Source organism: Embleya sp. NPDC059213, assembly GCF_042754445.1.
GTDB lineage: Bacteria > Actinomycetota > Actinomycetes > Streptomycetales > Streptomycetaceae > Embleya.
Map to the genome: position 1 here is coordinate 1 of NZ_JBHZAV010000150.1, position 21,705 is coordinate 21,705.

The following is a 21,705-nucleotide window of genomic DNA, read 5'->3' on the forward strand; positions in this document are numbered from 1 at the left end:
GGCCCCCCCCCCCGGTAACCCCCCCCCTCCCGCCCCGGGGGCGCCGCGGGGCGGCCCCCACCCGGCGCCCCACGCGGGGCGGCCCCCGCCGGCGGGGGGGCGACCCCGCGGTGGGCCGCGCCCCCCGCGGTTTCCCGCCGGGGGCCCGCGGCACGTGCGGGCGGGGCTACCAGTGGTTGCCCTCGTCCAGGCTCTCGCCGTACCACGTCTCGATCAGGTAGCGGGCGATCGAGAGCGTCCCGGGCAGCAGCACCGCGCCCGTGTCGATCGCCTCCTTCAGTTGGGCCCGCGAATACCAGTGGGCCTCGGATATCTCCTCGCCGTCCACCCGCACCCGGTCGTCCTCGGCGTAGGCGATGAAGCCCAGCATCAGGCTGGAGGGGAACGGCCACGGCTGGCTGGCCAGGTATTCGGTGGAGGTGGTGAGGACCCCGACCTCCTCGTGCAGTTCGCGCGCGACGGCCTGCTCCAGCGACTCGCCGGGCTCGACGAAGCCGGCGAAGGTGGAGAACCGCCGGTCCGGCCAACTCGCCTGCCGGCCGAGCAGGCACCGGTCGTCCCGGTCCAGCACCAGCATGATCACCGCCGGATCGGTACGCGGATAGTGCTCGGTCCCGCAGGCCGGGCAGCGGCGTACGTGGCCGGCCGCGGCGATCTCGGTGGGCTGTCCGCAGCGCGCGCAGAACCGGTGGGTGCGGTGCCAGTGGTGCAGGCCGGTGGCGTGCACGAGCAGGCCCGCGTCCCGGTCGTCCAAGAGCGTGCCGAGTTCGCGCAGGGTGCCCGCGCGCACCTGTCCCGCGGGCTCCGCCAACTCCTCCACCGTGACCGCGAAGTAGCTCACGCCGGCCGCGTCGACGCCGAGCAGACAGCGCTCGCCCGCGGGCGCGTGGGCCGGCTCGACCAGGACCAGGCGGGGTGCGCCCGCCTCGCCCGTCCAATGCGCGCGGCCCTGGGCCAGGACCAGCACGCGCGTTTCGGGCGTGCGCCACGCCTGGTCCAACCAGGCCTGGTCCAGGCGGTGTTCGGCCGCCCGGTCGAGGGTGCCTCGGGCCAACGCCTGCCCGGCGACAGGCTTGGGGTGGATCAACTGACGTCCCTCCCGGATCGTGCTTCGTGCCAGGTCGCCGCGAGATCGTCCCAAAGGTGTGCGGCGGCCTCCGCGCCCTTGAGGAGCAGCGGCTTCTCCACCTTCTCATCGACCGAATGCCAGCCGTCGTCGGGCAGCGAGACGCCCAGGAAGACCACCGGCGCGCCCAGCACCTCCTGGAGGTCGGCCTCCGGCCCGGAGCCGCCCTCGCGGGTGTACAGGATCTCCGAGTCGAACGCGCGGCCCAGCGCGCGGACCACCGAGCGCAGCGCGGGGTGGTCCAGCGGGGTCAGGCACGGCCGTACGCCGGTGCCGAAGTCGAGTTCGCAGCGAATCCCGGCGGGCACCCGGTCGGCCACCCACGCGCGCACGATCCGGTCGATCCGCTCCGGGTCCTGCCGGTCCACCAGCCGGAAGGAGAGCTTGGCGTGTGCGGAGGCGGGCACGATCGTCTTGCGGCCGGGGCCGGTGTAGCCGCCCCAGATGCCGTTGACCTCGGCGGTGGGCCGCGCCCAGACCCGTTCCAGCGTGGTGTAGCCGCTCTCGCCGCTCGCCGCCCCGGACTTCGCGTTCGCCAACCACGCGGCCTCGTCGAACGGCAGCTTGGCGAACAACTCCCGCTCGCGGTCCGTGAGTTCGCCGACCCCGTCGTAGAAGCCGGGGATCGTGACCCGACCGTCCTCGTCGTGCAGCGCGGCGATCAGTCCGGCGAGCGCGGTGGCCGGGTTGGGCACCGCGCCGCCGAAGGACCCGGAGTGGATGTCGGCGGTGGGGCCGAAGAAGTCGATCTGCACCTCGGCCAGGCCGCGCATGCCGGTGCAGGTGCTCGGTGTGTCCGCGCCCCACATGCCGGTGTCGGAGACCACCACGACATCGCACGCCAGGCGATCCCGGCGCTCGCGCAGCAACGCGGGCAGGTGCTCCGAGCCGGACTCCTCCTCGCCCTCGACGATCAGCTTGAGGTTGACCGCGGGCGTCTTTCGGCCGGTCGCGGCCAGGTGCGCGCGCACGCCGAGCAGGTGGAAGAGCACCTGGCCCTTGTCGTCCGCCGCGCCGCGCGCGTACAGCCGGTCGCCCCGGTCGGTCGGCTCGAACGGCGGCGTGCTCCACCCGTCGGCGAGCGCCGCGGGCTGCACGTCGTGGTGTCCGTAGACCAGCACGGTGGGCGCGTCCGGGTCCGCGGAGGGCCACTCGGCGAACACCGCCGGCAGGCCGGCCGTCTCCCACACCTCGACGGTCGGGAAGCCCGCGTCGCGCAGCGCGCCGCCCAGCCACCACGCGCTGCGCTCGACGTCGGCCGCCGCGGCCGGGTCGCCGGAGATCGAGGGGATGGCCAACCAGGTGCGCAGGTCGGCGAGGAAGTCGGCGGCGTGCGCCTGCACGTAGGCGGAGATGTCGTGGTCGGGGATGCTCATGGATCCGACCATATGCCCGTCGCGCGGCTGCGCGGCGCGCGGCGGTGGGGCGGCGATCGGCCCGCCCTCGCCCGCCCGCCGGGGTTACCGTCGGGCGATGACGACGCTGCGGATCGCGACCTTCAATCTCCTGCACGGCATGGATCTGGCCGACGGCGAGTCCGATCCGGAGCGGCTGCGCGCCGCGCTGGCCGACCTCGACGCCGACATCGTGGCCCTCCAGGAGGTCGACCGGCATCAGGAACGCTCGGGCGGCGCGGACCAGGCGGCGATCGCGGCCGAGGCGCTGGGCATGGCGCAGTGGCGCTTCCTGGCCTCGGTGCACGGCGTGCCGGCGCCGGTGTCGGGCTGGACCGAGGACGAGCCGGTGCCGGGCGAGCGGCGGGTCTACGCGGCGGGCGAGCGGGGCGAGGGCGGGCCGGGGTACGGCATCGCGCTGCTGTCCCGGTTGCCGGTCTCGCGCTGGCGGGTCCGGCGCTTCCCGGCCGCACCGCTGAGCCTGCCGCTGCGGGTGCAGGGCCGGCCCGGCCTGACCCGCGTCCCGGACGAGCCCCGAGGTGTGCTCGCGGCGGTCGTGGAGGGCCCGCACGGGCCGTTCACCGTGCTCGCGGCACACCTGTCCTTCGTACCCGGCTGGAACATCTCGCAGCTCGCCCGGATCCGCCGCTCCACCGCCGACCTGCCCGGCCCGCAACTGCTGCTCGGCGACTTCAACCTGCCCGGGCGCATCCCGCAGGCGGTGGTGGGCCGGCGCGGACGCGGCGCGGGTGCGGTGCGCTGGCGCTCGCTGGCCCGGGTGCCCACGTATCCCTCGTATCGCCCTCGGGTGCAGTTCGACCACGTGCTCGGGCACGGCATCGGTCCCGAGGCGGTCCGGCGCACCGAGGCGGTCCGGCTGGGCGTCTCGGACCACTGCGCGCTCGTGGTGGAGCTGAAGGTCGGCTGAGCGAGCGCGGGCTCAGGCGGTCAGCCGGGCCCCGCGCAGCCCGTCCTGCCGGGCGGCCACGGGCCGGTAGCGCAGCAGCACCATCGCCGCGTCGTCCTGGAGCGGATGGCCCACGTGCCGCTGTACGTCGGCCTCCAGCCGGTCCAGGGTGTCCTCGACCCCGGGTAGGCCGTCCGGCGCGCGATCCGGCAGCGGGTAGAACTCGCCGGCCGGGTTGCGCGCCTCGATGATCCCGTCCGTGTAGAGCAGCAGCCGGTCCTCGTTCAGCAGCGGCACCCGCAGCACCGGCAGGTCGAGCCTGCGCAGGTCCAGGATGCCCAGCGGCGGGGTCGGGGCCGGCGGGTCCAGCGGCTCGGCGTGCGCCCCGCGCAGCAGCAGCGGCGCGGGATGGCCGCAGTTGAGGATGTCCACGCAGGCGCTGTCGCCGGGGAAGCCGAGCAGGATCAGCGTGACGAACTCCTCGTCGTCCTCGCCGAGCCGCCGCTCCAGGCTCGCCGACAACCGTCGGGCCACCCCCGGCAGGTCCGGCTCCTCGTACGCGGCCTCGCGGAACGCGCTGAGCACGGCGGCTGCGGTGCGCACCGCGCCGAGCCCCTTGCCGCGCACGTCCCCGATCGCGACCCGCACGCCGAAGGGGGTGGGGACCACCTCGTACAGGTCCCCGCCGATCCGCGCCTCGGCCGCCGCCGCGCGGTAGCGCACGCCGACGGTGAGCGGGCCCATGCTCCTGGGCACCTGGGGCAGCAGTACCTCCTGGGCCGCCTCGGCGACGCTGCGCACCTCCTCGATGGTGCGTTCCTGGCGCATTCGCACATGCACGCCGGCCCACGCCGTGGTGGTCACCAGCGCGATCGAGATGAGCGTGATGAACGGCTCGCCGCCGCCTCGGCCCTGGTTGAGCGCGGTCAGCGTCACCGACACCAGGGCCGCGACGGCCCCGGTGACCAGTGGCCCGCGCGGGGCCGTCTGGGTGAGGCCGGACAGCGCCGGTGCGACCGCGAGCAGCGGACCCACGTGCACGTTCTCCGGCGTCGCGGCGGCCAGCACCACGACCGCGAGGATCACCAGGAACGGCAGCAGGCGCAGGAACAGATCGATCACCGGGAGCAACGGACGGTCGCCCGCAACGCCGACGAACCGCAATGCCCGCCTCGTCTGTGCTGTTCCGCGCACCGGTGCCGTTTCCCGTCCCGTTCGAAGTTCGCCGTCCTAGCCGACCCTCATAAACCATACGAGTGTCGGAAACCGGCCGCATCGGGCCCATCGTCACCCGTACCGGGTTTCGTGGGGATCAGGAGCCCGGGTGTCGGCCCGATTCGTCGGCTTCCGTGAAGAGCTGTTCCAGTTCGTCCCGACCGGGCAGGCCCCTGGGCCGAACGAGTTCCCCGGTGCGCACGTACAAGAACGCGGCCGAGACGTCTTCGATCGGCAACTCGGCGTACTCGGCCCAGGCCAGCCGGTAGACCGCGAGCTGGAGCGGGTCCGCGTTCTGGACCCGGTTCGTCTTCCAGTCGACCACCTCGAAGCCGTCGCCCTCGCGGTAGACCGCGTCGATCCGGCCGCGCACGATCCGGCCGCCGAGAAAGAGCTGGAAGGGTGCCTCCACCCGGTACGGGGCGCGCTGCGCGTAGGGGGTGCGCAGGAACGCCTCCTGGAGCGCGAGCAGGTCCGCCTCGTCGGTGATCTCCTCGTCGGCCGCGCCCGGCAGGTCGTCGGGTTCGAGCAGCGGGCGCTCGCCGAACAACGACTCGACCCACGCGTGGAAGCGGGTACCGCGTCGGGCCGCGGGGGCGGGCGGACGCGGCATCGGCCGGGCCAGCTCGCGCGCGAGCCCGTCCGGGTCGTTGGACAGGCGCAACATCTGGGACGCGGACAACGTCGCGGGCAGCGGCACCTCGCGCACCCCGGATCGGCCGCGGCGCAGTTCCTCGGCCAGCCGGACCAGGTCGCGATCCCACGACTCGATCAGGGCCAGTTCGTCCGGCGTGGGGTCGAAGTCGCCGGCGCCGGCCGCGGGGCCCTCGACCGGTGGGTGGCCGGCGCGTACCTCGTCGGAGGGGCCGCGAACCTCGGCCCGGCGCCCGAGCGGGTCCTCGTGCCCGCGCGCGCCCCGGTCGAGGTCGGGCGGCCCGGCGTCGTCCTCGGGCGGCGGCGCGTCCTCCGGATCCGCCGGGACGTAGGCGTCGTAGACCTCGACCGGCACCTGCTCGTCGTCGGCCGGCCCGAAACCGGCCCCGGACGCGTGCTCGGCCTCGGGCTCGGTCTCGACCCGAGCGTCGGCCCCGGGCAGGGCTTCGGCTTCGGCTTCGGGCTCGACCGACGGATGTTGCACCGCGTGGTCGACCCGCCGGGCCGCCTCGCGCCGGGCCAGTTCGGCGAGCACCGCGTCGGCCGCGCGGCGGCGCTCCACCAGCGCGGTCGCGTCCAGCGGCAGCGGCCAGGCGTGCTCGACGGTGTCCGCGAGATACGGGTTGAGCGATTCGGCGGGCTCGGGGGTCCAGACCTCGACGGCGCCGTTGCCGGCCCGGCAGTGCTCGCGCAGTCGGGTGAGGAACATCGACGGCCCACGCGGCTTCTTCTGGGTGGGCCCCCACCAGTGCCCGGACGCGATCAGCAACTGCTTGGGCCGGGTGAAGGTCACGTAGCCCAGACGCAGTTCCTCGGTCGCCTGATGCTCGCGCATCGAGGCGTCGAACGCCTTGAAGCCCTTGGGCGTCAGGTCGGGCAACACCGCGAGCGCGGCCGCGTCGCCGCGCAGCGGATGCGGCAGCGCCTTGCCGTTGGTGATCCACTTGCTCTGCGTGCGCACGCTCGGGAAGACCCCCTCGATCAGCCCGGGGACCGCGACCACCTCCCACTCCAGGCCCTTGGACTTGTGGGCCGTGAGCACCTTCACCGAGTCGCCGGCCGTGGGCAGACTGCCGTCCAGGCCCTTGTCGTGTTCGGCGGCGGTGCGCAGGAAGGCGAGGAACGCGGTGAGCGAAGGGTCGCCGTCCAGGTCGGCGAAACCGGCCGCGACGTCCAGGAAGGCGTGCAGCGTCTCCCGGCGGCGGGCGGCCAGCGCACCGGGCGACGCGGACAACTCGACTTCGAGGCCGGTACCCGCGAGCACCCGGTGCAGCAGGTCCATCAGCGGTTCGCCCAGGTGCCGGCGCAGGTCGCGGATCTCGGTGGCCACCCGGGCGAACCGGCGGCGGGCCTCGGCCGAGAACGCGTACTCCTCGCCCGGGTCGGCGAGCGCGTCGGAGAGCGAGACCACCTCGGTGGGGTCGATCCCGGCCACCGCCTCCTCCAGCCGCGCGTCGGCGTCGTCGGCGCCGGCCCGGTCGACCCGGACCAGTTCGGCGGCCCGACGGCCCAGCAGGGCCAGGTCGCGCGGGCCGATCCGCCAGCGCGGCCCGGCCAGCAGGCGCACCAGCGCGGAGTTGGCGGTGGGGTCGTCGAGCACCTCGCACACGGCCACCAGGTCGGCCACCTCGGGCAGGTGCAGCAGCCCGGACAGGCCGACCACCTCGACCGGGACGTCGCGCCGCACCAAGGCGGCGTGGATGTCCGCGAAGTCGGCGGCGGTGCGCGCGAGCACGGCGACGTCGCCGGGCGTGATCGGGTCGCCGTCCTTGTCCAGGACGGTGCCGATCGCGGTCTTGATCCGGTCCGCGAGCCAGTCGATCTCCGCGGCGTGGGTGGGCAGCAGCGCGGCGACCGCCCATCCCTCGTGCTCCGCGCCGGGTCCCGGGCGCAGCGCCTCCACCCCGCTCTCGGGGGTGCGCAGCGGGGCGGAGAGGTCGTTGGCGAAGGTGAGGATCCGGCCGCCGCTGCGCCGGTTCTCGGACAGCGCGTAGCGGGCCGCGGGGGCGCCGTCGCGGCCGGGGAAATGCACCGGGAAGTCGTGGATGTTGGCGACCGAGGCGCCGCGCCAGCCGTAGATGGCCTGGCACGGGTCGCCGACCGCGGTGACCGGGTGGCCGTTGCCGAACAGCCCCTGCAACAACACGCGTTGGGCGACCGAGGTGTCCTGGTACTCGTCCAGGAGCACGACCCGGTAGGTGTCCCGCAGGATCTCGCCGACCTCGGGCCGCTCGCCCGCGATCCGGGCCGCGTAGGCGATCTGGTCGCCGAAGTCGAGCAGGTCGCGGCTGCTCTTGGCGTGCCCGTACGCGTCCACCAGGCGGGTCAGGTCGAGCCGGTTGCGGGCCGCGTCGGCGGCCTTGCGAGCGGCGGCGGAGGGCTTGGCGGCGGCCTCGACGTCGGCGACGAAGGCCCGATCCCATTCCTGGAGCCGCTCGGGGGAGACCAGGTGTTCGGCGAGTTCGCCGCCCAGGTGCAGGACCGAGGACACCACGTCCGGCAGCCGGCCGGTCAGCGTCGGGAAGGGGCCGCGTGCGGTACGGGCGGCCCGGGCCGCGAGCTGGTAGCGGGTCGCGTCGGCGAGCAGCCGCGCCGAGGGCTCCAACCCGATCCGCAGGCCGTGCTCCTGGAGCAGCCGGCCCGCGAACGCGTGGTAGGTGGACACGGTCGGCTCGCCCGCGTCCTCGTCGGCCGGGATCTCCCCGCCGCGCAGTTGCCCGATCGCCTTGCGCACCCGCTGGGCCAGCTCGCCGGCCGCCTTGTTGGTGAAGGTGAGGCCGAGCACCTGGTCGGGGCGCACCGCGCCGGTTCCCACCAGCCACACCACGCGGGCGGTCATCACCGTGGTCTTGCCGGATCCGGCGCCGGCCACGATCACCCCGGGGCCCAGTGGGGCGAGCACGGCGTCGAGCTGCTCGGGCGTGAAGGGGATCCCGAGGAGGCGACACAGGTCGTCCGGGTCGGTCAGTACGGCGTGCACCGGAGGAACACTAGCCCCGCACGGCGACAGGGACGGTCGCGGTGCGGGGCGGTGTGCCTCGAGGTGGTGCGGCGGATCAGACGTCCTTGAAGTCGTCCTGGGTCACCGACTCGGCGGGCGCGGTGGGCTCGCACTTGCTCTTGCCCTTGGTGAACTTCATCGTGGCGTTGCCCTTGCCCTCGGACTTGACCATGAACGGGTAGGGCTTGCCCTTCTCCTGGACGTAGAGGGTGACGGTGTCGCCCTCCTCGTCCTTCTTGCTGAGCGGGATGACCTTCGAGCCGTCGATCTTGACCGGCTCACCCTTGGTCAGCCCGTCGGTGGAGCCGTCGAAGAAGTCGGTCATGTTGCCCAACGAGTCCTCGTCGTCGACCGGGGTCTTCATGTACTTGCCGGCCAGCTTGCCCACGACCTGGTCCAGGACGGCGGGCGGGACGCTCTCCCCCATCGACTTCTTCCAGAACGCGGCGTCGGCCTTCATGTACTGGTCCTTGCCGACGATGATCATCTCGACCGGATTGCCGTCGATGACCATCTTGCCCTGCACGTCCGCACCGTTGCGGATGCACAGGTCCCACTCGATCCTGGTCTCCTCGTCCTGCCCGTTGCCGACCATCTTGTAGTCGGCAACCGACTTGAGCAGCTTCTGCGCCTCGTCGGCCAACACCTTGGCGTCGGTGCCGGCGTTCGACTTCTCGTCCGAGCCGCCACAGGCGGTCAGCCCGGCGAGGGCGAGGGCAACGACGGGAACGATCATGGCCATGCGTGAAGTGCGCACGAAACTCCTTTGATTCGGGGACTGGAGTTGCTTGCGACGAGTATGGCTATGGCAAAGAATGCATGATCAACCGCCCCGATATGGACGGTTTTGCGGGGGAAAAGCGAAGGTGCGACGCGCCGGAACCGGCCGGCGGGACCGGCTACTCGACCGTCATCCGTCCCTCCGGACGCGCGCTGCAACACCTGCGGAAGTCGCATCGGTCGCAGTGTGTGCCGGTGCTCGGGGTGAAGCGCTCGCCGATGATCCGGCCGGCCACATCCGCGAGCAGCCCGCCCACCCACGTCCCGCCGTCCGGTTCGGGCAGCGGCGGCGCCTGGTCCAGCACCAGCGGCTGCTCGGGATCGGCCTTGTCCGCCGAGCGCAACTGGATCAGCTCGGCGCCGCCGGAGGCGGGCCGGCCGCCCTCGAACCCGGGCACCTCGTCGAGCGCGCCGGCCGCGACCGCGACCTGGTACACCGCGAGCTGCGGATGCTCCTCGATCTCGCTGCGGGTCGGCGGCCGACGACCGGTCTTGAAGTCCACCACGTACGCGAGCCCGTCCTCGCCGCGCTCCACCCGGTCCATCGACCCCCGGATGAGCACCCGGTACTCGCCCGCGGTCAGCTCGACCTCGAAGCCGTGCTCGGTCGCCGCGACCACCCGGTGCCGCTCGTGCGTGTGCCAGGACAGGAACCGCTCCAGCGCGGTCCTGGCCTCGTCCTTCTGCTGCTCGGACTGCCACGGCGCGTCGAACGCCAACGCGTCCCAGACCCGATCCAGCCGGTCCATCAACACCGGCAACTCCGCCGAGGTGGCGCCCGTACCCACCTCGTCGGCGAGCGCGTGCACCACGTTGCCGAAGCCCAGCGCCGCCGAACGCGGCGAGTCCGCGTGCACCTCGCTGCCCAGGAACCAACTCAGCGCGCAGTCGCGCACCTTGGCCACCGAACTGCCGGACAACCGCACCGCGCTGCCCGGATCCCGAATCGGCACGCCGGGGTCGGTCGGCTCCACCAGCCCCCACCACCGGTCCGGATGCGCGCTCGGCACCAGCGGGTGCCCCTCGTCGTCGCGCAGATCCGCGAGCGCGGCCAACCGGCGCGCGGCGGCCCGACGCAGCACGGCCGGTGCCAGCGGATCCACCGCCGCCGAGCGCAACTCGGCCACCAGCGCGGAGGTGGACAGCGGACGCCTGGGCCGCTCCTTGACCTCCACCGGCGGCACGCCCAACTCCTCCAGGAACCGCGAGGGTTGATCGCCGTCGTCGTAGCTGGAGTCGACCGCGGTCACCACCAGCCGCTCCTTCGCCCGGGTGGCCGCGACATAGAACAACCGCCGCTCCTCGGCCAACAGCGCACCCGGCGACAGCGGCTCGGCCAGGCCGTCCGAGCCGATCCGGTCCGCCTCCAGCAGCGAGCCGCGCCGGCGCAGGTCCGGCCACAGCCCCTCCTGCACCCCGTGCACCACCACCAGGCGCCACTGCAGACCCTTGGCCCGGTGTGCGGTCAGCAGCCGCACCGACTCGCCGCGCAGCGCGCTGTCGTCGAGCCGGTCGCCCGGGATCTGCTGGGCCTTGAGCTCGGCCAGGAAGTTCAGCGCGCCCCGGTGGCCGGCCCGCTCCTCGGCCTTGGCGGCCACCTCGAACAGCGCCACCACCGCGTCCAGGTCGCGGTCCGCGTTGCGCCCGGCCGTACCGCCACGCAGCACCGCCCGCTCCAGCCGCCCCGGCCACGGCGTGCCCTGCCACAACTCCCACAGCGCGTCCTCGGTGCTGCCACCGCCGGCCAGCACCGCGCGCGCCTTGCCGATCAGCAGGCCCAGGCGCAACGCCCCGCCCCCGACCCGCTGTTCTATCCCGACCAACTGCCCCGGCTCGGCCAGCGCGTCGCGAATCAGCTCGGCCGACGGCCGGGTGCTGGTCACCGAGGCACCCGACGCGGCCCGCTCCTCGGCCCGCAACGCCCGCCCCAGCAACCGCAGATCACCCGCGTCCAGGCCGCCCAGCGGGGACTGCAACAACGCGCGCGCGGTCTCCGCGTCCAGCACGCTCGGCTCCGCCGCCACATGCAGCGCGGTCAACAGCGGCGACACCGCCTGCTCGGCCGCGATCGGCAGTTCGTCGCCGGCGATCTCCAACGGCACCCCGGCGGCCGACAGCGCCCGCCGCAGACCCGGGATCGAGCGGGCGCCGGAGCGCACCAGCACCGCCATCTCGCCCCACGGCACCCCGTCCTCCAGATGCGCACGGCGCAGGATGTCGGCGGTGTTGTCCAACTCGGCGCCGGGCGTGGGATACGTGTACACCTCGACCCGGCTCGGATCCCGGTCCCCCGACACCGACGGGATCAACTCGCGGTGCGCGCGCACCCGATCGCCGGGCAACCGGCTCAGCGGCATGCGCTGGGTGACCACCCGGGACGCGGCCAGCAGCCCGGCCGGCGCCCGGCGCGAGGTGCGCAACACCACGATGTCGGCGGGCTCGCCGTCGGCCCTGGGGAAGCGGTGCGGGAAGTCGAGGATGCCGTTCACGTCGGCGCCGCGGAACGCGTAGATGGACTGGTCCGGGTCGCCCACCGCGATCAGGTCCCGGCCGTCCCCGGCCAGCGCCGCCAACAGGCGCACCTGCGCCGGGTCGGTGTCCTGGTACTCGTCGACGAACACCGCCTTGTAGCGCCCGCGCAACACCTGCGCGGTCTCCGGCCGCTCGGCGAGCAGCACCGCGCGGTGCACCAGTTCGGCGTAGTCGACCACGCCCTGGGCGTCGATCACGTCCAGGTACTCGGCGAGGAAGTCGGCCGCGGCCCGCCAGTCCCGACGCCCGGTGTCCTGGGCGAACCGGGCCAGCGCGTCCGGATCGAGCCCGAGTTCGCGGCTGCGGGCGATCACCGCGCGCACCTCGTCCGCGAACCCCCGGGTGCCCACCGCCGCGCGCAACTCCGCGGGCCAGCTCTGGCTGCCCTCCTCGACCCCGCCCGCGAGCAGCTCGCGGACGAACACGTCCTGCTCGGGACCGGTAAGCAGGCGCAGCGGATAGCTGAACAACTCGGCGGGCTGATGCTCGCGCACCAGCGCGTAGCAGAACGAGTGGAACGTGGTCGCGGTCGGCACCGCGGCGGTGCGCGCCCCGGCGGCACGCAGCCGCGCGGTCAGCCGGTCGCGCAGTTCGCCCGCCGCCTTGCGCCCGAAGGTCAGGACCAGGATCTCCTCCGGTCGGACCCCCCGCGCCACCCGCGCGGCGACCGCCTCCACGAGCACGGTGGTCTTGCCCGTGCCGGGACCGGCCAACACGAGCAGCGGCCCGCCCCGATGCTCGACGACGGCGCGCTGGTAGTCGTCGGGGATCACGGGCGCGGGCGGGGCCACGGGGGTGCGCCGCAGGCGATACGCCGGGGTCGGGGTGGTCATCTGGCCGAGAATGCCTTCGCGTCGCCGTCGAATCCTGGTGGGTGCACGGGCCGGGCCGGACGACGAACGGGTCGCGGCCCCGGCGCGTGGATCGCTCCGGGTGGGTCGGCCGCGCCCCGGTCGGCAGGGCGCGGCCGGTGCCCATCAGATCACATCCGGCCCGATCGTCCCGGAAGCACACGGGGAGCACACCGCGGCGCGGCCACGCCGGGTCGGCCCGGTGAAGGTCAGGCGCCCGGTGGAACTTCCCGGTCGGCGGGCACCTCGTCGGGCTCCGGTATCCAGCGCGCCCGACCCATCTCCACCCGCTCGCCGCCGGAACGCAGCGGCGTGCCCTCGGCCCGATAGTGCCCGGGCGCGCGCACCGCGTGGCTCGGCGGCAACGAGCCGTCCGCGCGCACCACCCGCCACCAGGGCACCCCGCCGCCGTACAACGCCATCACCCGGCCGACCTGTCGGGGGCCGCCTTCCTGGAGGGCCTCGGCAACGTCCCCGTAGGCCATCACCCGCCCGGGCGGGATGCGCTCGACCAGGTCGAGAACCCGCTCGGCGAAGGGGTTAGGGTCACTCATCCGCACATGGTGACAGAGTCCTCGGACACGGGGGGCACGCGTGCCGAACCCCTTTCGGCCGCGCTTCGGCGCGGCCGGGCGCAATCCCGGCCGCGGGTCGTGGCACCATCGACGCGGTGGTGACGGGTGATACGAGAGAGTGACGCAACGATCGCAACGGGTGCCCCCGGGAACGGGCGCGCCCTCGTAGTCGAGCCCTCACAACCGCTGCGGGTGCACCGATCGTCCGATTTGATCCGAGTCCTGCTCGGAGTGCTCACCCTCGGCGTGGTCTTCTTCCTGGCCAGCATCGCCCGACAGACCACCTCCGGCCTGGAGTCGGACATCGTCCGCGGCGCCCAGAACAGCACCCCGCACCTGCTGCTCAACCTCTCCGGCGGGGTGTTCGCCGTCGCGGTGCTCGTGGTGCCGGTGGCCTACGGGATCGAACGCCTGGTCAGCCGGGACGGGTTGCGGGTCGCCGACGGGGTGATCGCGGCCGCGGTGACCTACCTGGCCTCGCTCGGCCTGGACTGGTGGATCACCGGCCCCGGCCCCGAGGCGCTGCGCGACGCGCTGACCCGCCCGCTGCCGCTGCCACAGACCGGCTGGACCGACCCGGTGCACGGCTACCTCGCGCCGATCGTCGCCTACGTCACCGCGGTCGGCCTGGTCCGCCGGCCGCGCTGGCAACTCGTGGTCTGGACGCTGCTCCTGCTGAACGCGGCCACCGTCCTGGTCGGCGGCTACACCACCCCCGTCGCGCTGCTCACCAGCGTGCTGTTCGGCCGCACCATCGCCTACGCCACGCTGTACGCGGTCGGCCTGCCCAACACCCGGCCGCCGGCCGAGTCGGTGGTCGCCGCGCTGCGCCGGTTCGGCCTGGTCGCGCAGTCCTGCGTACGCACCGACGACGGCCCCGAGGAGACCCGCCGCTACGCGGTCCGGCTGGCCGACGAGCGCATGCTGGACGTGACCGTGCTCGACCGCGACCAACAGGCGTCCGGCGCGATCTACCGCTTCTACCGTCGACTCGTGCTGCGCGGGGTCACCCAGCGCCGCACCGTGCTGTCCACGCGCCGCGCGCTGGAGCAGGAGTCGCTGATGGCGTACGCGTGCGCCGACGCGGGAGTACGCGCACCGCGCCTGGTGGCCACCACCGAGGTCGGCCCGGACGCCGCGCTGCTGGCCTACGCACACGTGCCCGGACGCACCCTCGACACCCTCGACGACGACGAACTCACCGACGAGCTCCTGGCCCGGCTGTGGAAGCTGCTGGGCCTGCTCCAGGCACATCGGCTCACCCATCGGCGGCTGGTCGCCGAGAGCATCCTGGTGGACGGCACCGGCCAGCCGTGGCTGGTGGACCTGCGGGCCGGCGAGATCGCCTCCGGCGACCTGGCGTTGCGGATCGACACCGCCCAACTGCTGACCACCATCGCCCTGCGGGTGGGCGAGGAACGCGCCGTGCACACCGCCGCGGAGGTGCTCGGCGCGGACACGGTCGCGGCCTGTCTGCCGCTGCTGCAAAAGGTCGCGCTCAGCCGCAGCACCCGCTCGGTGCTGCGCAAGGACAAGAACCTGCTCTCCCGGATCCGGGAGCAGATCCTGGAGCTGCGCCCGCAGGCCGAGGTCGAGCCGGTCCAGTTGGAGCGGGTGCGGGCCCGCACCCTGGTCACCGTGGTCGCCAGCGCGTTCGCGGGCTACTTCCTGCTGTCCCAGCTCAGCCACGTCGACCTGGGCGAGATCTTCAACAGCGCGAACTGGGGCTGGGCGGCGATCGGCCTGCTGGCCTCCTCGCTCAGCTACGTGTGTGCGGCGCTGATGTTGCTCGGCTTCGTCCCGGAACGGCTGTCGCTGTTTCGCACCACCATGGTGCAACTCGCCGGTTCGTTCGTGAAGTTGGTCGCGCCGCCGGCGGTCAGCGGGGTGGCGCTGAACACCCGCTACCTGCAGAAGGCGGGCATCCCGCCGACCCTGGCCGCCGCGAGCGTGGGCGTGTCGCAGTTGGGCGGCCTGGTCTTCCACGTCGGCCTGCTGGCGTTCTTCGGCTACATCGCCGGCACCGCCGAGACGCCGTCCTTCGCACCGTCCGGCGCGGTGATCGCGGGCCTGTTGATCCTGGCCCTGGTGACCCTGCTGGTGACGGCCGTACCGCCGCTGCGCCGCTGGATCGTCAAGCAGTTGCGGCAACTGTTCTCGGGCATCGTGCCGCGGCTGTTGGACGTGCTCCAGACCCCGACCAAGCTCGCGGCCGGGCTGGGCGGCACGGTGTTGCTCACGCTGTCCTTCATCCTGTGCCTGGACGCCAGCGTGCGGGCCTTCGGCGGCTCGGCCAACTTCGCCGCGATCGCGGTGGTCTTCCTGGCCGGCAACGCGATCGGTTCGGCCGCGCCCACCCCGGGCGGCATCGGCGCGGTCGAGGCGGCCCTGATCGCGGGCCTGACCAGCACCGCGCGCCTGCCGTTCGAGACCGCGACGGCGGCCGTCCTGCTCTACCGCTTCCTGACCTTCTGGCTTCCGGTCCTGCCCGGCTGGATAGCGTTCACCCACCTGCAGCGCAAACAGGCGATCTGAAGCCCCTCCGCGGCAAGAAACGCCGGACGGGCCGAAAGTTCGGCCCGTCCGGCGTTCGAGAACCACACCTCGGTCGAAGGCCGGGCCGCTCCCACGGCCGGCCCCGACCCGAGGACCTAGTAGACCGGCTTCTCCGGCTCGATCTGGTTGACCCACCCGATCACGCCGCCGCCGACGTGGACCGCGTCGGCGAAGCCCGCGCTCTTGAGCACGGCCAGCACCTCGGCCGAGCGCACCCCGGTCTTGCAGTTGAGCACGATGCGCTTGTCCTGCGGCAGTTCCTCCAGGGCCCGGCCCATCAGGAACTCGTTCTTGGGGATCAGCCGCGAGCCCGGGATCTTGACGATCTCGTACTCGCCCGGCTCGCGAACGTCGATCAGGTCGATGTTCTCGCCGGCGTCCAGCCACTCCTTGAGCTGACGCGGGGTGATGGTCGAACCGAGCGCGGCCTCCTGGGCCTCCTCGGAGACCACACCGCAGAACGCCTCGTAGTCGATCAGCTCGGTGACCGTCGGGTTCTTGCCGCAGACCGCGCACTCGGGGTCCTTGCGAACCTTGACCGTGCGGTACGTCATCTCCAGCGCGTCGTAGATCATCAGCCGGCCGACCAGCGGCTCGCCGATGCCCATCAGGAGCTTGATCGCCTCGTTGACCTGGATCGACCCGATCGACGCGCACAACACGCCGAGCACGCCGCCCTCGGCGCACGAGGGGACCATCCCGGGCGGCGGGGGCTCAGGGTAGAGGCAGCGGTAGCACGGGCCGTGCTCGGACCAGAACACGCTGGCCTGGCCGTCGAAACGGTAGATCGAACCCCACACGTACGGCTTGTTCAACAACACGCAGGCGTCGTTGACCAGGTAGCGGGTGGCGAAGTTGTCCGTGCCGTCGACGATCAGGTCGTACTGCCCGAAGATCTCCAGCACGTTGTCGGCTTCGAGCCGCTCCTCGTGCAGGACGACCTCGGTGTACGGGTTGATCTCCTTGACCGAATCGCGCGCGGACTCCGCCTTGGATCGCCCGATGTCGCTCTGTCCGTGGATGATCTGGCGCTGCAGGTTGGACTCGTCCACGGTGTCGAACTCGACGATGCCGAGCGTGCCGACACCGGCCGCGGCGAGGTACATCAACGCCGGGGACCCCAGGCCACCGGCGCCCACACAGAGCACCTTGGCGTTCTTCAGCCGCTTCTGCCCGTCCATCCCGACGTCGGGGATGATCAGGTGGCGGGAATAACGACGGACCTCGTCGACGGTCAGCTCGGCGGCCGGCTCGACCAGGGGTGGTAGCTGCGACACGGAAACTCCGATGGTCGGACTGTCTATCTCGGCTCTTTTCCTACCGCAACAGTGCCACGCTCGTCCCGATTCCCGGGCACCGGGTCCGGTCCGTGAGATTCGCCCGCGCGAGGGCCGCCGGGCGCCCTCGGGCGGCCCGGCGGATCCGGCTGCGGCCGGTTATCCGGTGAGCTTGCCCGACGGGTACGGCCACGGGTTGGCCTCGCAGGTCTCGCCCGCCTTCGCGCCCTTGGTCGCCACCCGGGTCTTGGTCTGTTGCATCATCACCGGGGCCAGATCGGCGCCGATGCCGCCCGCGCCGCACGCGTTCTCGTGGTTGTGCCCGAGTCGGTGACCGACCTCGTGGTTGATCAGCATCTGCCGGTAGCCGACGATGTCGTCGCCGTAGGCGGTCGAACCCTGGGCCCAGCGCCAGGCGTTGATCATCACGTAGCGGGTGCCGTAGGCGTCGCACGAGACGTTGTCCGCGCTGGTGTCGCCCACGATCGGGGTGCACGCCTTGTGCACCGACTGCGGACTGGCCAGTCGCACCACGAAGTCGGCCTTCGGCGAGTTGTCGGTGCGCTCGAAGGTGAGCCCGCCGGCGGCCCAACTGCGTTTGTCGTTCAGGGTCTTCTGCACCGTGTTGGCGAACAGCGCGCCGTCCAACTGGAGACCCTGCTCGACCTCGACCGCGTACGTGTACTTGCGGCCGGCGCCGGGGGCGGCCTCCTTGCCGGGCACCGCCTCGAAGTTGCCGCTCAGGCCGAGCTTGGGGTCGAGCGGGAAGCGCAGCGTCAACTGGTCGGTGGTGACCGGCGACGCGGGCGTCGGCAGCGGCAGCGAGGAGGCGCCGCCCTGGGCGACCGGGTCCCGGTCCGAGCCGCGCGACGCGGCCTGGTCGGTGGGCCGCCCGCCCGCGTCCGGCGCGGCCATGTCGTCGCCGGACGCCTGGCTGGAGGTGCCCTCGTCGGGCATCTGGAGCACCACCGCGCCGGCGAGCACCGCACCGGTGACCACCGCGCCGCTCGCCGCGACCAGGGTGCGCCGACCCTTGCGCGGCGCGGGCCGGTTCGCCTTGCGGGTCTGTGCGCGTCCCTTGGGCGCAATGCTTCCGGTGTCCGGCTCGAAGCCGTGCTCCGCCTCGTCCGCCGAGTGCCGGGGACCGGGCAGGTCGTCGCTCGGCTCGGTCGCGAACGAGAGCTGTTCCAGGTCGAGTTCGGGAGCCGACGCGGCCCACGGCTCGGACTCCATCGGGTACTGCCCGGCCCCGGGACCGATCGCCGGCTCCGGCTCGGTGGGCGGTTCGTACAGCGCGTCCGCCAACGGATCCTCGACCGGCACCACCGCCGGATAGCCGCCCGAGGCGTCGTAGCCGTAGCCGACGAAGCTCTGCGGCTCGAACGTGGTGGTGTCGTAACTCGGCACGGCGGGCGCCTCGACGATCGCGTGCATCCCGCTGGGATAGCCGTCCGCCGCGTACAGGTCGTTCGCGGGACTCGTCGCCGGGTAGCCACCGGAGCCGTAGGCGTCCACGCCGAACGAGCCGGTGACGAACGAGCCGGAATGCAGCGCGGTGTCCGCACCGAAGGTGTCGACCCCGAACGTGTCCGGGGCGTAGCCGACCGAGCCGGTCTGCGCGCCGTACGGCTCCAGCGGGTCGTCCCAGTGCGCGGGCTCGCCGGGCATCGTCCCGGGCACCGCCCAGGTGCCGGAGCCGGCCTCTGGCGCCGGGTGCTCCCAGCCGTGCTGCTGCCCGCCGTCGTACCCGTGGCTCCCGGTGTGTTGCTGCACGGCGGGGTAGCCGCCGTAGCCGGGGTCCGCGGGGTAGCCGTGGTAGCCGGTGTCCTGCTCGGGACCGCCGCCGCCGTACGAGGTGTCGGTCCAACCGCCGCCGTAGCCGTCCTGGTGGACCTGTCCGTAGGCGACCTGTTGCGGCACCGCCGCGTATCCGCCGGAGAGGGCGTCGTCCGGCAGGCCCTCACCGCCGTACTGCACGCTCGTCTGCGTTCCCGAGTGACGTCCCATGAGTCTGCGTTCACCCCACCACGTTCGACGGCGAGAGGGCCCCGTCGAGAAGTTCGCGGAAACCCCGGGCCACCACGCGGGGGTGTTCGAGCATGGCCACGTGCCCGGAGTCGGGCACCACCAGCAGTCGTGCGTCCGGGAAGGTCTCGGTCGCGCGCTTGGCCATGCGCGGGTCGACCAGTCGGTCCCGGCGTCCGTAGACGAGCAGCGTCGACGCCCGCACCTCGGCCGCCTGCCGCCACAGCGCCCGCTCGCCACGCTCCAGGTAGGCCCCGATGACCGACCTGGTCGATTGCGAGAACGCGTCCATCATGTACGGGAGTTCGAGCCGACGCCGGTACTCGGCCGCAGCGTCCGCGAAGGCTTTCTCGCCGACCACCGCCGGGTTTCCGTACATCATCGCGATCGACATCCGGGTGCGATCCTCGGGCGTCATCCTGCGGCTGAGTCGCAACAGCGCACGACCCACACCGGGCGCCCCGAGCGCCGCCGTCGGCAACACCGAGGGGCGCACCCGCAGATCCGGCAACGCGGGCGAGATCAGCGTCAGGGTGCGCACCAGGTCCGGCCGGCGGGCGGCGAGCCGGGTGGCCACCGCACCACCCATCGAATTGCCGAACAGATGCACCGGGCCCTTGCGCAGCGACAGGATCGCGCCCTCGACCGCACGACAGTGCGCGGAGATCGAATAGTCCCCGTTTCGCGGCGGCGGCGAGTGGCCGAAGCCGGGCAGGTCGATCATCTCCACGGAAAGATCCGACCGCAGTTCCGCGGCCAGTTCCGTCCAGTTCAGCGAGGAGCCGCCGAGGCCGTGGATCATCATCGCGGGCGGCAGGTCGGAGTCGTGGCGCGCGTCGCGGCGCACCACCACCGCACTGTCGGTGGCGACTTCGACCGTACGCGCAGGCCAAGGCGTCGCGTCGGCGTCGCTTGCGGGGCTGAGGGTCGTCACGGTGGGCAATATTACGAGATGATCACTGAGACGGAAGGGCGGATGCCCCGACCGACTTCGTCGCGCCGGGCGGTCTCGACTCTTATGCCCTGGTTCATGACGTCACTGTAAACGCTTCGCGCATCACGTTTCGACATCGATCCCGATGGTGCGACAACGAATTCGGGGCGGATCATGGACATGGAGAACGCCGCATGGCGGCGGACGACCCGGGCAGGGAGGCCGTATGAACCGAATCGACGACACCCCCGAGTTCGAAGACGTCACCGACGGTGACGCCACCGTTTTCGACGACACGGCCCGAGACCCCGAGATTCCGGTGCCCGACGCGGTGGAGCAACACACCGCGGTGGAGGCGGACGACGGTGAGGGCGACCCGGTGTGGGAGCCGGTCCCGGACGGGGTGAACCCTGCGGACGCGACCGAGCAGCGCCGCCGGGTCGGGCATGCCCAGGACGACGACTACCGCTGAGCGCCGCCGCACGAGCCGCCCCGCGGGGCTCGCGACGCCCTCGCGCGCACCACCCGCGCCCCCTTGCGGGGGTTACCGGAAGCGCGGGATCCTGTTTCGTTGCGCCACGAAACTTACGTCCTGGGTTACCCGAAAGTAGGATGGCGTGGTGGAGAAACTCGCCGGATCACCGAATCATCCGGTGTCCGCGACACGTTGAGCGACACCTTGAGGAGCCCCGTGACAGCCATCCAGGATGCGGATCCCCGCCCTCGCGGTACCCGGCTGCCCCGGCTCGCGCGCAGGACGCAACTCCTCGGCGCCGCCCAGGAAGTCTTCGTCAAGCAGGGCTACCACGCCGCCGCGATGGACGACATCGCCGAATGCGCCGGCGTCAGCAAGCCGGTGCTGTACCAACACTTCCCCGGCAAGCTGGAGCTGTATCTGGCGTTGCTCGACCAGCACTGCGAGGCCCTGTTCGCGGCCGTGCAGCGGGCGCTGGAGTCGACGCACGACAACAAGTTCCGGGTGGCCGCCACGGTCGACGCCTACTTCGCGTTCGTGGACGACGACGGCGGCGCGTTCCGACTGGTCTTCGAGTCCGATCTGACCAACGAGAGCGCGGTGCGCGAGCGGGTGGAGCGGGTCAGCGAGATGTGCGCCGAGGCGGTGAGCAAGATCATCGCCGAGGACACCGGGCTGGCCCAGGAGGAGTCGATGCTCCTGGCGATCGGCCTGACCGGCATGGCGCAGGTCACCGCGCGCTACTGGATCGCGCGCGGCGCGACCATCCCGCGCGACGCCGCCTCGCTGCTGGTCTCGTCGCTGTCCTGGCGGGGCATCTCCCGGTTCCCGCGCAAGGACGACCCGGCGCACTGACCCTTGGACCTGCGCGGACGGGCGGGCCGGCGATCTTGTTCCCGCCCGGCGTTCGCGTTGGGCGTACCCGTCATGGCGTTCGGTGACCCCGGCTCTCGACTAGCCTGCTGGGGTAGGTACGGCCCGCGGGTGTCGCGGCGCCGATCTCCAGAATTTCAAGGCCGGAGGGACAGCCGTGGAGATCAAGATCGGCGTACAGCACGCCGGGCGGGAGCTGGTGCTGGAGAGCACGGACAACCCGGAGGACGTCGAGCGGGCCATCGCCGACGCGCTCTCGGGCACGTCCAAGCTGCTGTCCCTGACGGACGAGAAGGGCCGCCGGGTGATCGTGCCCGCCGACCGACTCGCCTACGTCGAGATCGGCGAGTCGTCGGCGCGCAAGGTCGGCTTCGGCGCCAACGCCTGAGCGGTCGACGGCCGAACATCGGTGCCGGCATCGGCACCGACACACCCGAGGGTGGGGGGGTACGCCCGCCGGACCACCCCCCCCCCGCGGTGAAGCCCAGCGGGTCACGAAGCCAATACGAACGCCGCCCCCCCCAGCAGGT

At 72.7% G+C, this 21,705-nt stretch carries 15 protein-coding genes; 5 read left to right on the plus strand and 10 right to left on the minus strand.

Going from position 1 to position 21,705, the window contains the following annotated elements; all coding sequences use genetic code 11:
• Positions 1 to 166: 166 nt before the first annotated feature.
• Both nudC and ACFXMF_RS36270 read right to left on the minus strand, forming a co-directional pair.
• The gene (gene nudC / locus ACFXMF_RS36265; protein ID WP_360308279.1) at positions 167 to 1,087 is read right to left on the minus strand and encodes an NAD(+) diphosphatase; all 921 of its coding nucleotides are present in this window, start codon (positions 1,085 to 1,087) and stop codon (positions 167 to 169) included.
• Positions 1,084 to 2,502 carry a dipeptidase gene (locus ACFXMF_RS36270; protein ID WP_360308276.1) on the minus strand — a complete coding sequence of 473 codons (1,419 nt, stop codon included), beginning with the start codon at positions 2,500 to 2,502 and terminating at the stop codon, positions 1,084 to 1,086. The genes nudC and ACFXMF_RS36270 overlap by 4 nt, the downstream gene beginning before the upstream one ends.
• Positions 2,503 to 2,599: 97 nt before the next feature.
• Between ACFXMF_RS36270 and ACFXMF_RS36275 the strand changes: the two genes are divergently transcribed.
• A complete protein-coding gene (locus ACFXMF_RS36275) occupies positions 2,600 to 3,448 on the plus strand; it encodes an endonuclease/exonuclease/phosphatase family protein (RefSeq protein ID WP_360308273.1) in 849 nt (282 codons plus the stop codon).
• 12 nt (positions 3,449 to 3,460) lie between these two features.
• Here ACFXMF_RS36275 and ACFXMF_RS36280 read toward each other — a convergent pair whose 3' ends face one another.
• The 5 genes from ACFXMF_RS36280 to ACFXMF_RS36300 form a co-directional block, all read right to left on the minus strand.
• Positions 3,461 to 4,549, minus strand: a complete 1,089-nt coding sequence (locus ACFXMF_RS36280) for a PP2C family protein-serine/threonine phosphatase (protein WP_360308270.1) — start codon at positions 4,547 to 4,549, stop codon at positions 3,461 to 3,463.
• A 190-nt stretch (positions 4,550 to 4,739) separates the two neighbouring features.
• On the minus strand, positions 4,740 to 8,276 hold the full coding sequence (locus ACFXMF_RS36285; protein WP_379991239.1) for a UvrD-helicase domain-containing protein: 3,537 nt from the start codon (positions 8,274 to 8,276) through the stop codon (positions 4,740 to 4,742).
• A gap of 76 nt (positions 8,277 to 8,352) precedes the next feature.
• Positions 8,353 to 9,054, minus strand: a complete 702-nt coding sequence (locus ACFXMF_RS36290) for a hypothetical protein (protein ID WP_360308264.1) — start codon at positions 9,052 to 9,054, stop codon at positions 8,353 to 8,355.
• Between the two features lie 142 nt (positions 9,055 to 9,196).
• Positions 9,197 to 12,442: an ATP-dependent DNA helicase gene (locus ACFXMF_RS36295; RefSeq protein WP_360308261.1), complete on the minus strand. Its 3,246-nt coding sequence runs from the start codon at positions 12,440 to 12,442 to the stop codon at positions 9,197 to 9,199.
• A 227-nt stretch (positions 12,443 to 12,669) separates the two neighbouring features.
• On the minus strand, positions 12,670 to 13,014 hold the full coding sequence (locus tag ACFXMF_RS36300) for an MGMT family protein (protein WP_360308258.1): 345 nt from the start codon (positions 13,012 to 13,014) through the stop codon (positions 12,670 to 12,672).
• Between the two features lie 213 nt (positions 13,015 to 13,227).
• Between ACFXMF_RS36300 and ACFXMF_RS36305 the strand changes: the two genes are divergently transcribed.
• Entirely contained in the window at positions 13,228 to 15,570 is a 2,343-nt protein-coding gene (locus tag ACFXMF_RS36305; RefSeq protein WP_360308255.1) for a lysylphosphatidylglycerol synthase transmembrane domain-containing protein, read from the plus strand.
• Positions 15,571 to 15,686: 116 nt separating this feature from the next.
• Here ACFXMF_RS36305 and moeZ read toward each other — a convergent pair whose 3' ends face one another.
• From moeZ to ACFXMF_RS36320, 3 genes are all read right to left on the minus strand, one after another.
• A complete protein-coding gene (moeZ, locus tag ACFXMF_RS36310; RefSeq protein ID WP_360308252.1) occupies positions 15,687 to 16,868 on the minus strand; it encodes an adenylyltransferase/sulfurtransferase MoeZ in 1,182 nt (393 codons plus the stop codon).
• Positions 16,869 to 17,027: 159 nt separating this feature from the next.
• Positions 17,028 to 18,875 carry a DUF3152 domain-containing protein gene (locus ACFXMF_RS36315; RefSeq protein WP_360308250.1) on the minus strand — a complete coding sequence of 616 codons (1,848 nt, stop codon included), beginning with the start codon at positions 18,873 to 18,875 and terminating at the stop codon, positions 17,028 to 17,030.
• Positions 18,876 to 18,885: 10 nt separating this feature from the next.
• The gene (locus ACFXMF_RS36320) at positions 18,886 to 19,827 is read right to left on the minus strand and encodes an alpha/beta fold hydrolase (RefSeq protein WP_379992507.1); all 942 of its coding nucleotides are present in this window, start codon (positions 19,825 to 19,827) and stop codon (positions 18,886 to 18,888) included.
• Between the two features lie 226 nt (positions 19,828 to 20,053).
• Here ACFXMF_RS36320 and ACFXMF_RS36325 point away from each other — a divergent pair, with 226 nt between their 5' ends.
• The 3 genes from ACFXMF_RS36325 to ACFXMF_RS36335 all read left to right on the plus strand — a co-directional run bounded on the left by ACFXMF_RS36325 (position 20,054) and on the right by ACFXMF_RS36335 (position 21,563).
• Positions 20,054 to 20,299, plus strand: a complete 246-nt coding sequence (locus ACFXMF_RS36325) for a hypothetical protein (RefSeq protein ID WP_360308244.1) — start codon at positions 20,054 to 20,056, stop codon at positions 20,297 to 20,299.
• A gap of 219 nt (positions 20,300 to 20,518) precedes the next feature.
• Positions 20,519 to 21,157: a TetR/AcrR family transcriptional regulator gene (locus ACFXMF_RS36330; protein ID WP_360308241.1), complete on the plus strand. Its 639-nt coding sequence runs from the start codon at positions 20,519 to 20,521 to the stop codon at positions 21,155 to 21,157.
• 175 nt (positions 21,158 to 21,332) lie between these two features.
• Complete coding sequence (locus tag ACFXMF_RS36335) at positions 21,333 to 21,563, plus strand: DUF3107 domain-containing protein (protein WP_020552594.1); 231 nt, start codon at positions 21,333 to 21,335, stop codon at positions 21,561 to 21,563.
• Positions 21,564 to 21,705 lie beyond the last annotated feature (142 nt).

Excerpts from the sequence above, each read along its gene's own strand:
- ACFXMF_RS36270 (WP_360308276.1), bottom strand. The coding sequence starts at position 2,502 with ATGAGCATCCCCGACCACGACATCTCCGCCTACGTGCAGGCGCACGCC.
- ACFXMF_RS36275 (WP_360308273.1), top strand. The coding sequence starts at position 2,600 with ATGACGACGCTGCGGATCGCGACCTTCAATCTCCTGCACGGCATGGAT.
- ACFXMF_RS36295 (WP_360308261.1), bottom strand. The coding sequence starts at position 12,442 with ATGACCACCCCGACCCCGGCGTATCGCCTGCGGCGCACCCCCGTGGCC.
- ACFXMF_RS36300 (WP_360308258.1), bottom strand. The coding sequence starts at position 13,014 with ATGAGTGACCCTAACCCCTTCGCCGAGCGGGTTCTCGACCTGGTCGAG.
- ACFXMF_RS36315 (WP_360308250.1), bottom strand. The coding sequence starts at position 18,875 with ATGGGACGTCACTCGGGAACGCAGACGAGCGTGCAGTACGGCGGTGAG.
- ACFXMF_RS36325 (WP_360308244.1), top strand. The coding sequence starts at position 20,054 with ATGAACCGAATCGACGACACCCCCGAGTTCGAAGACGTCACCGACGGT.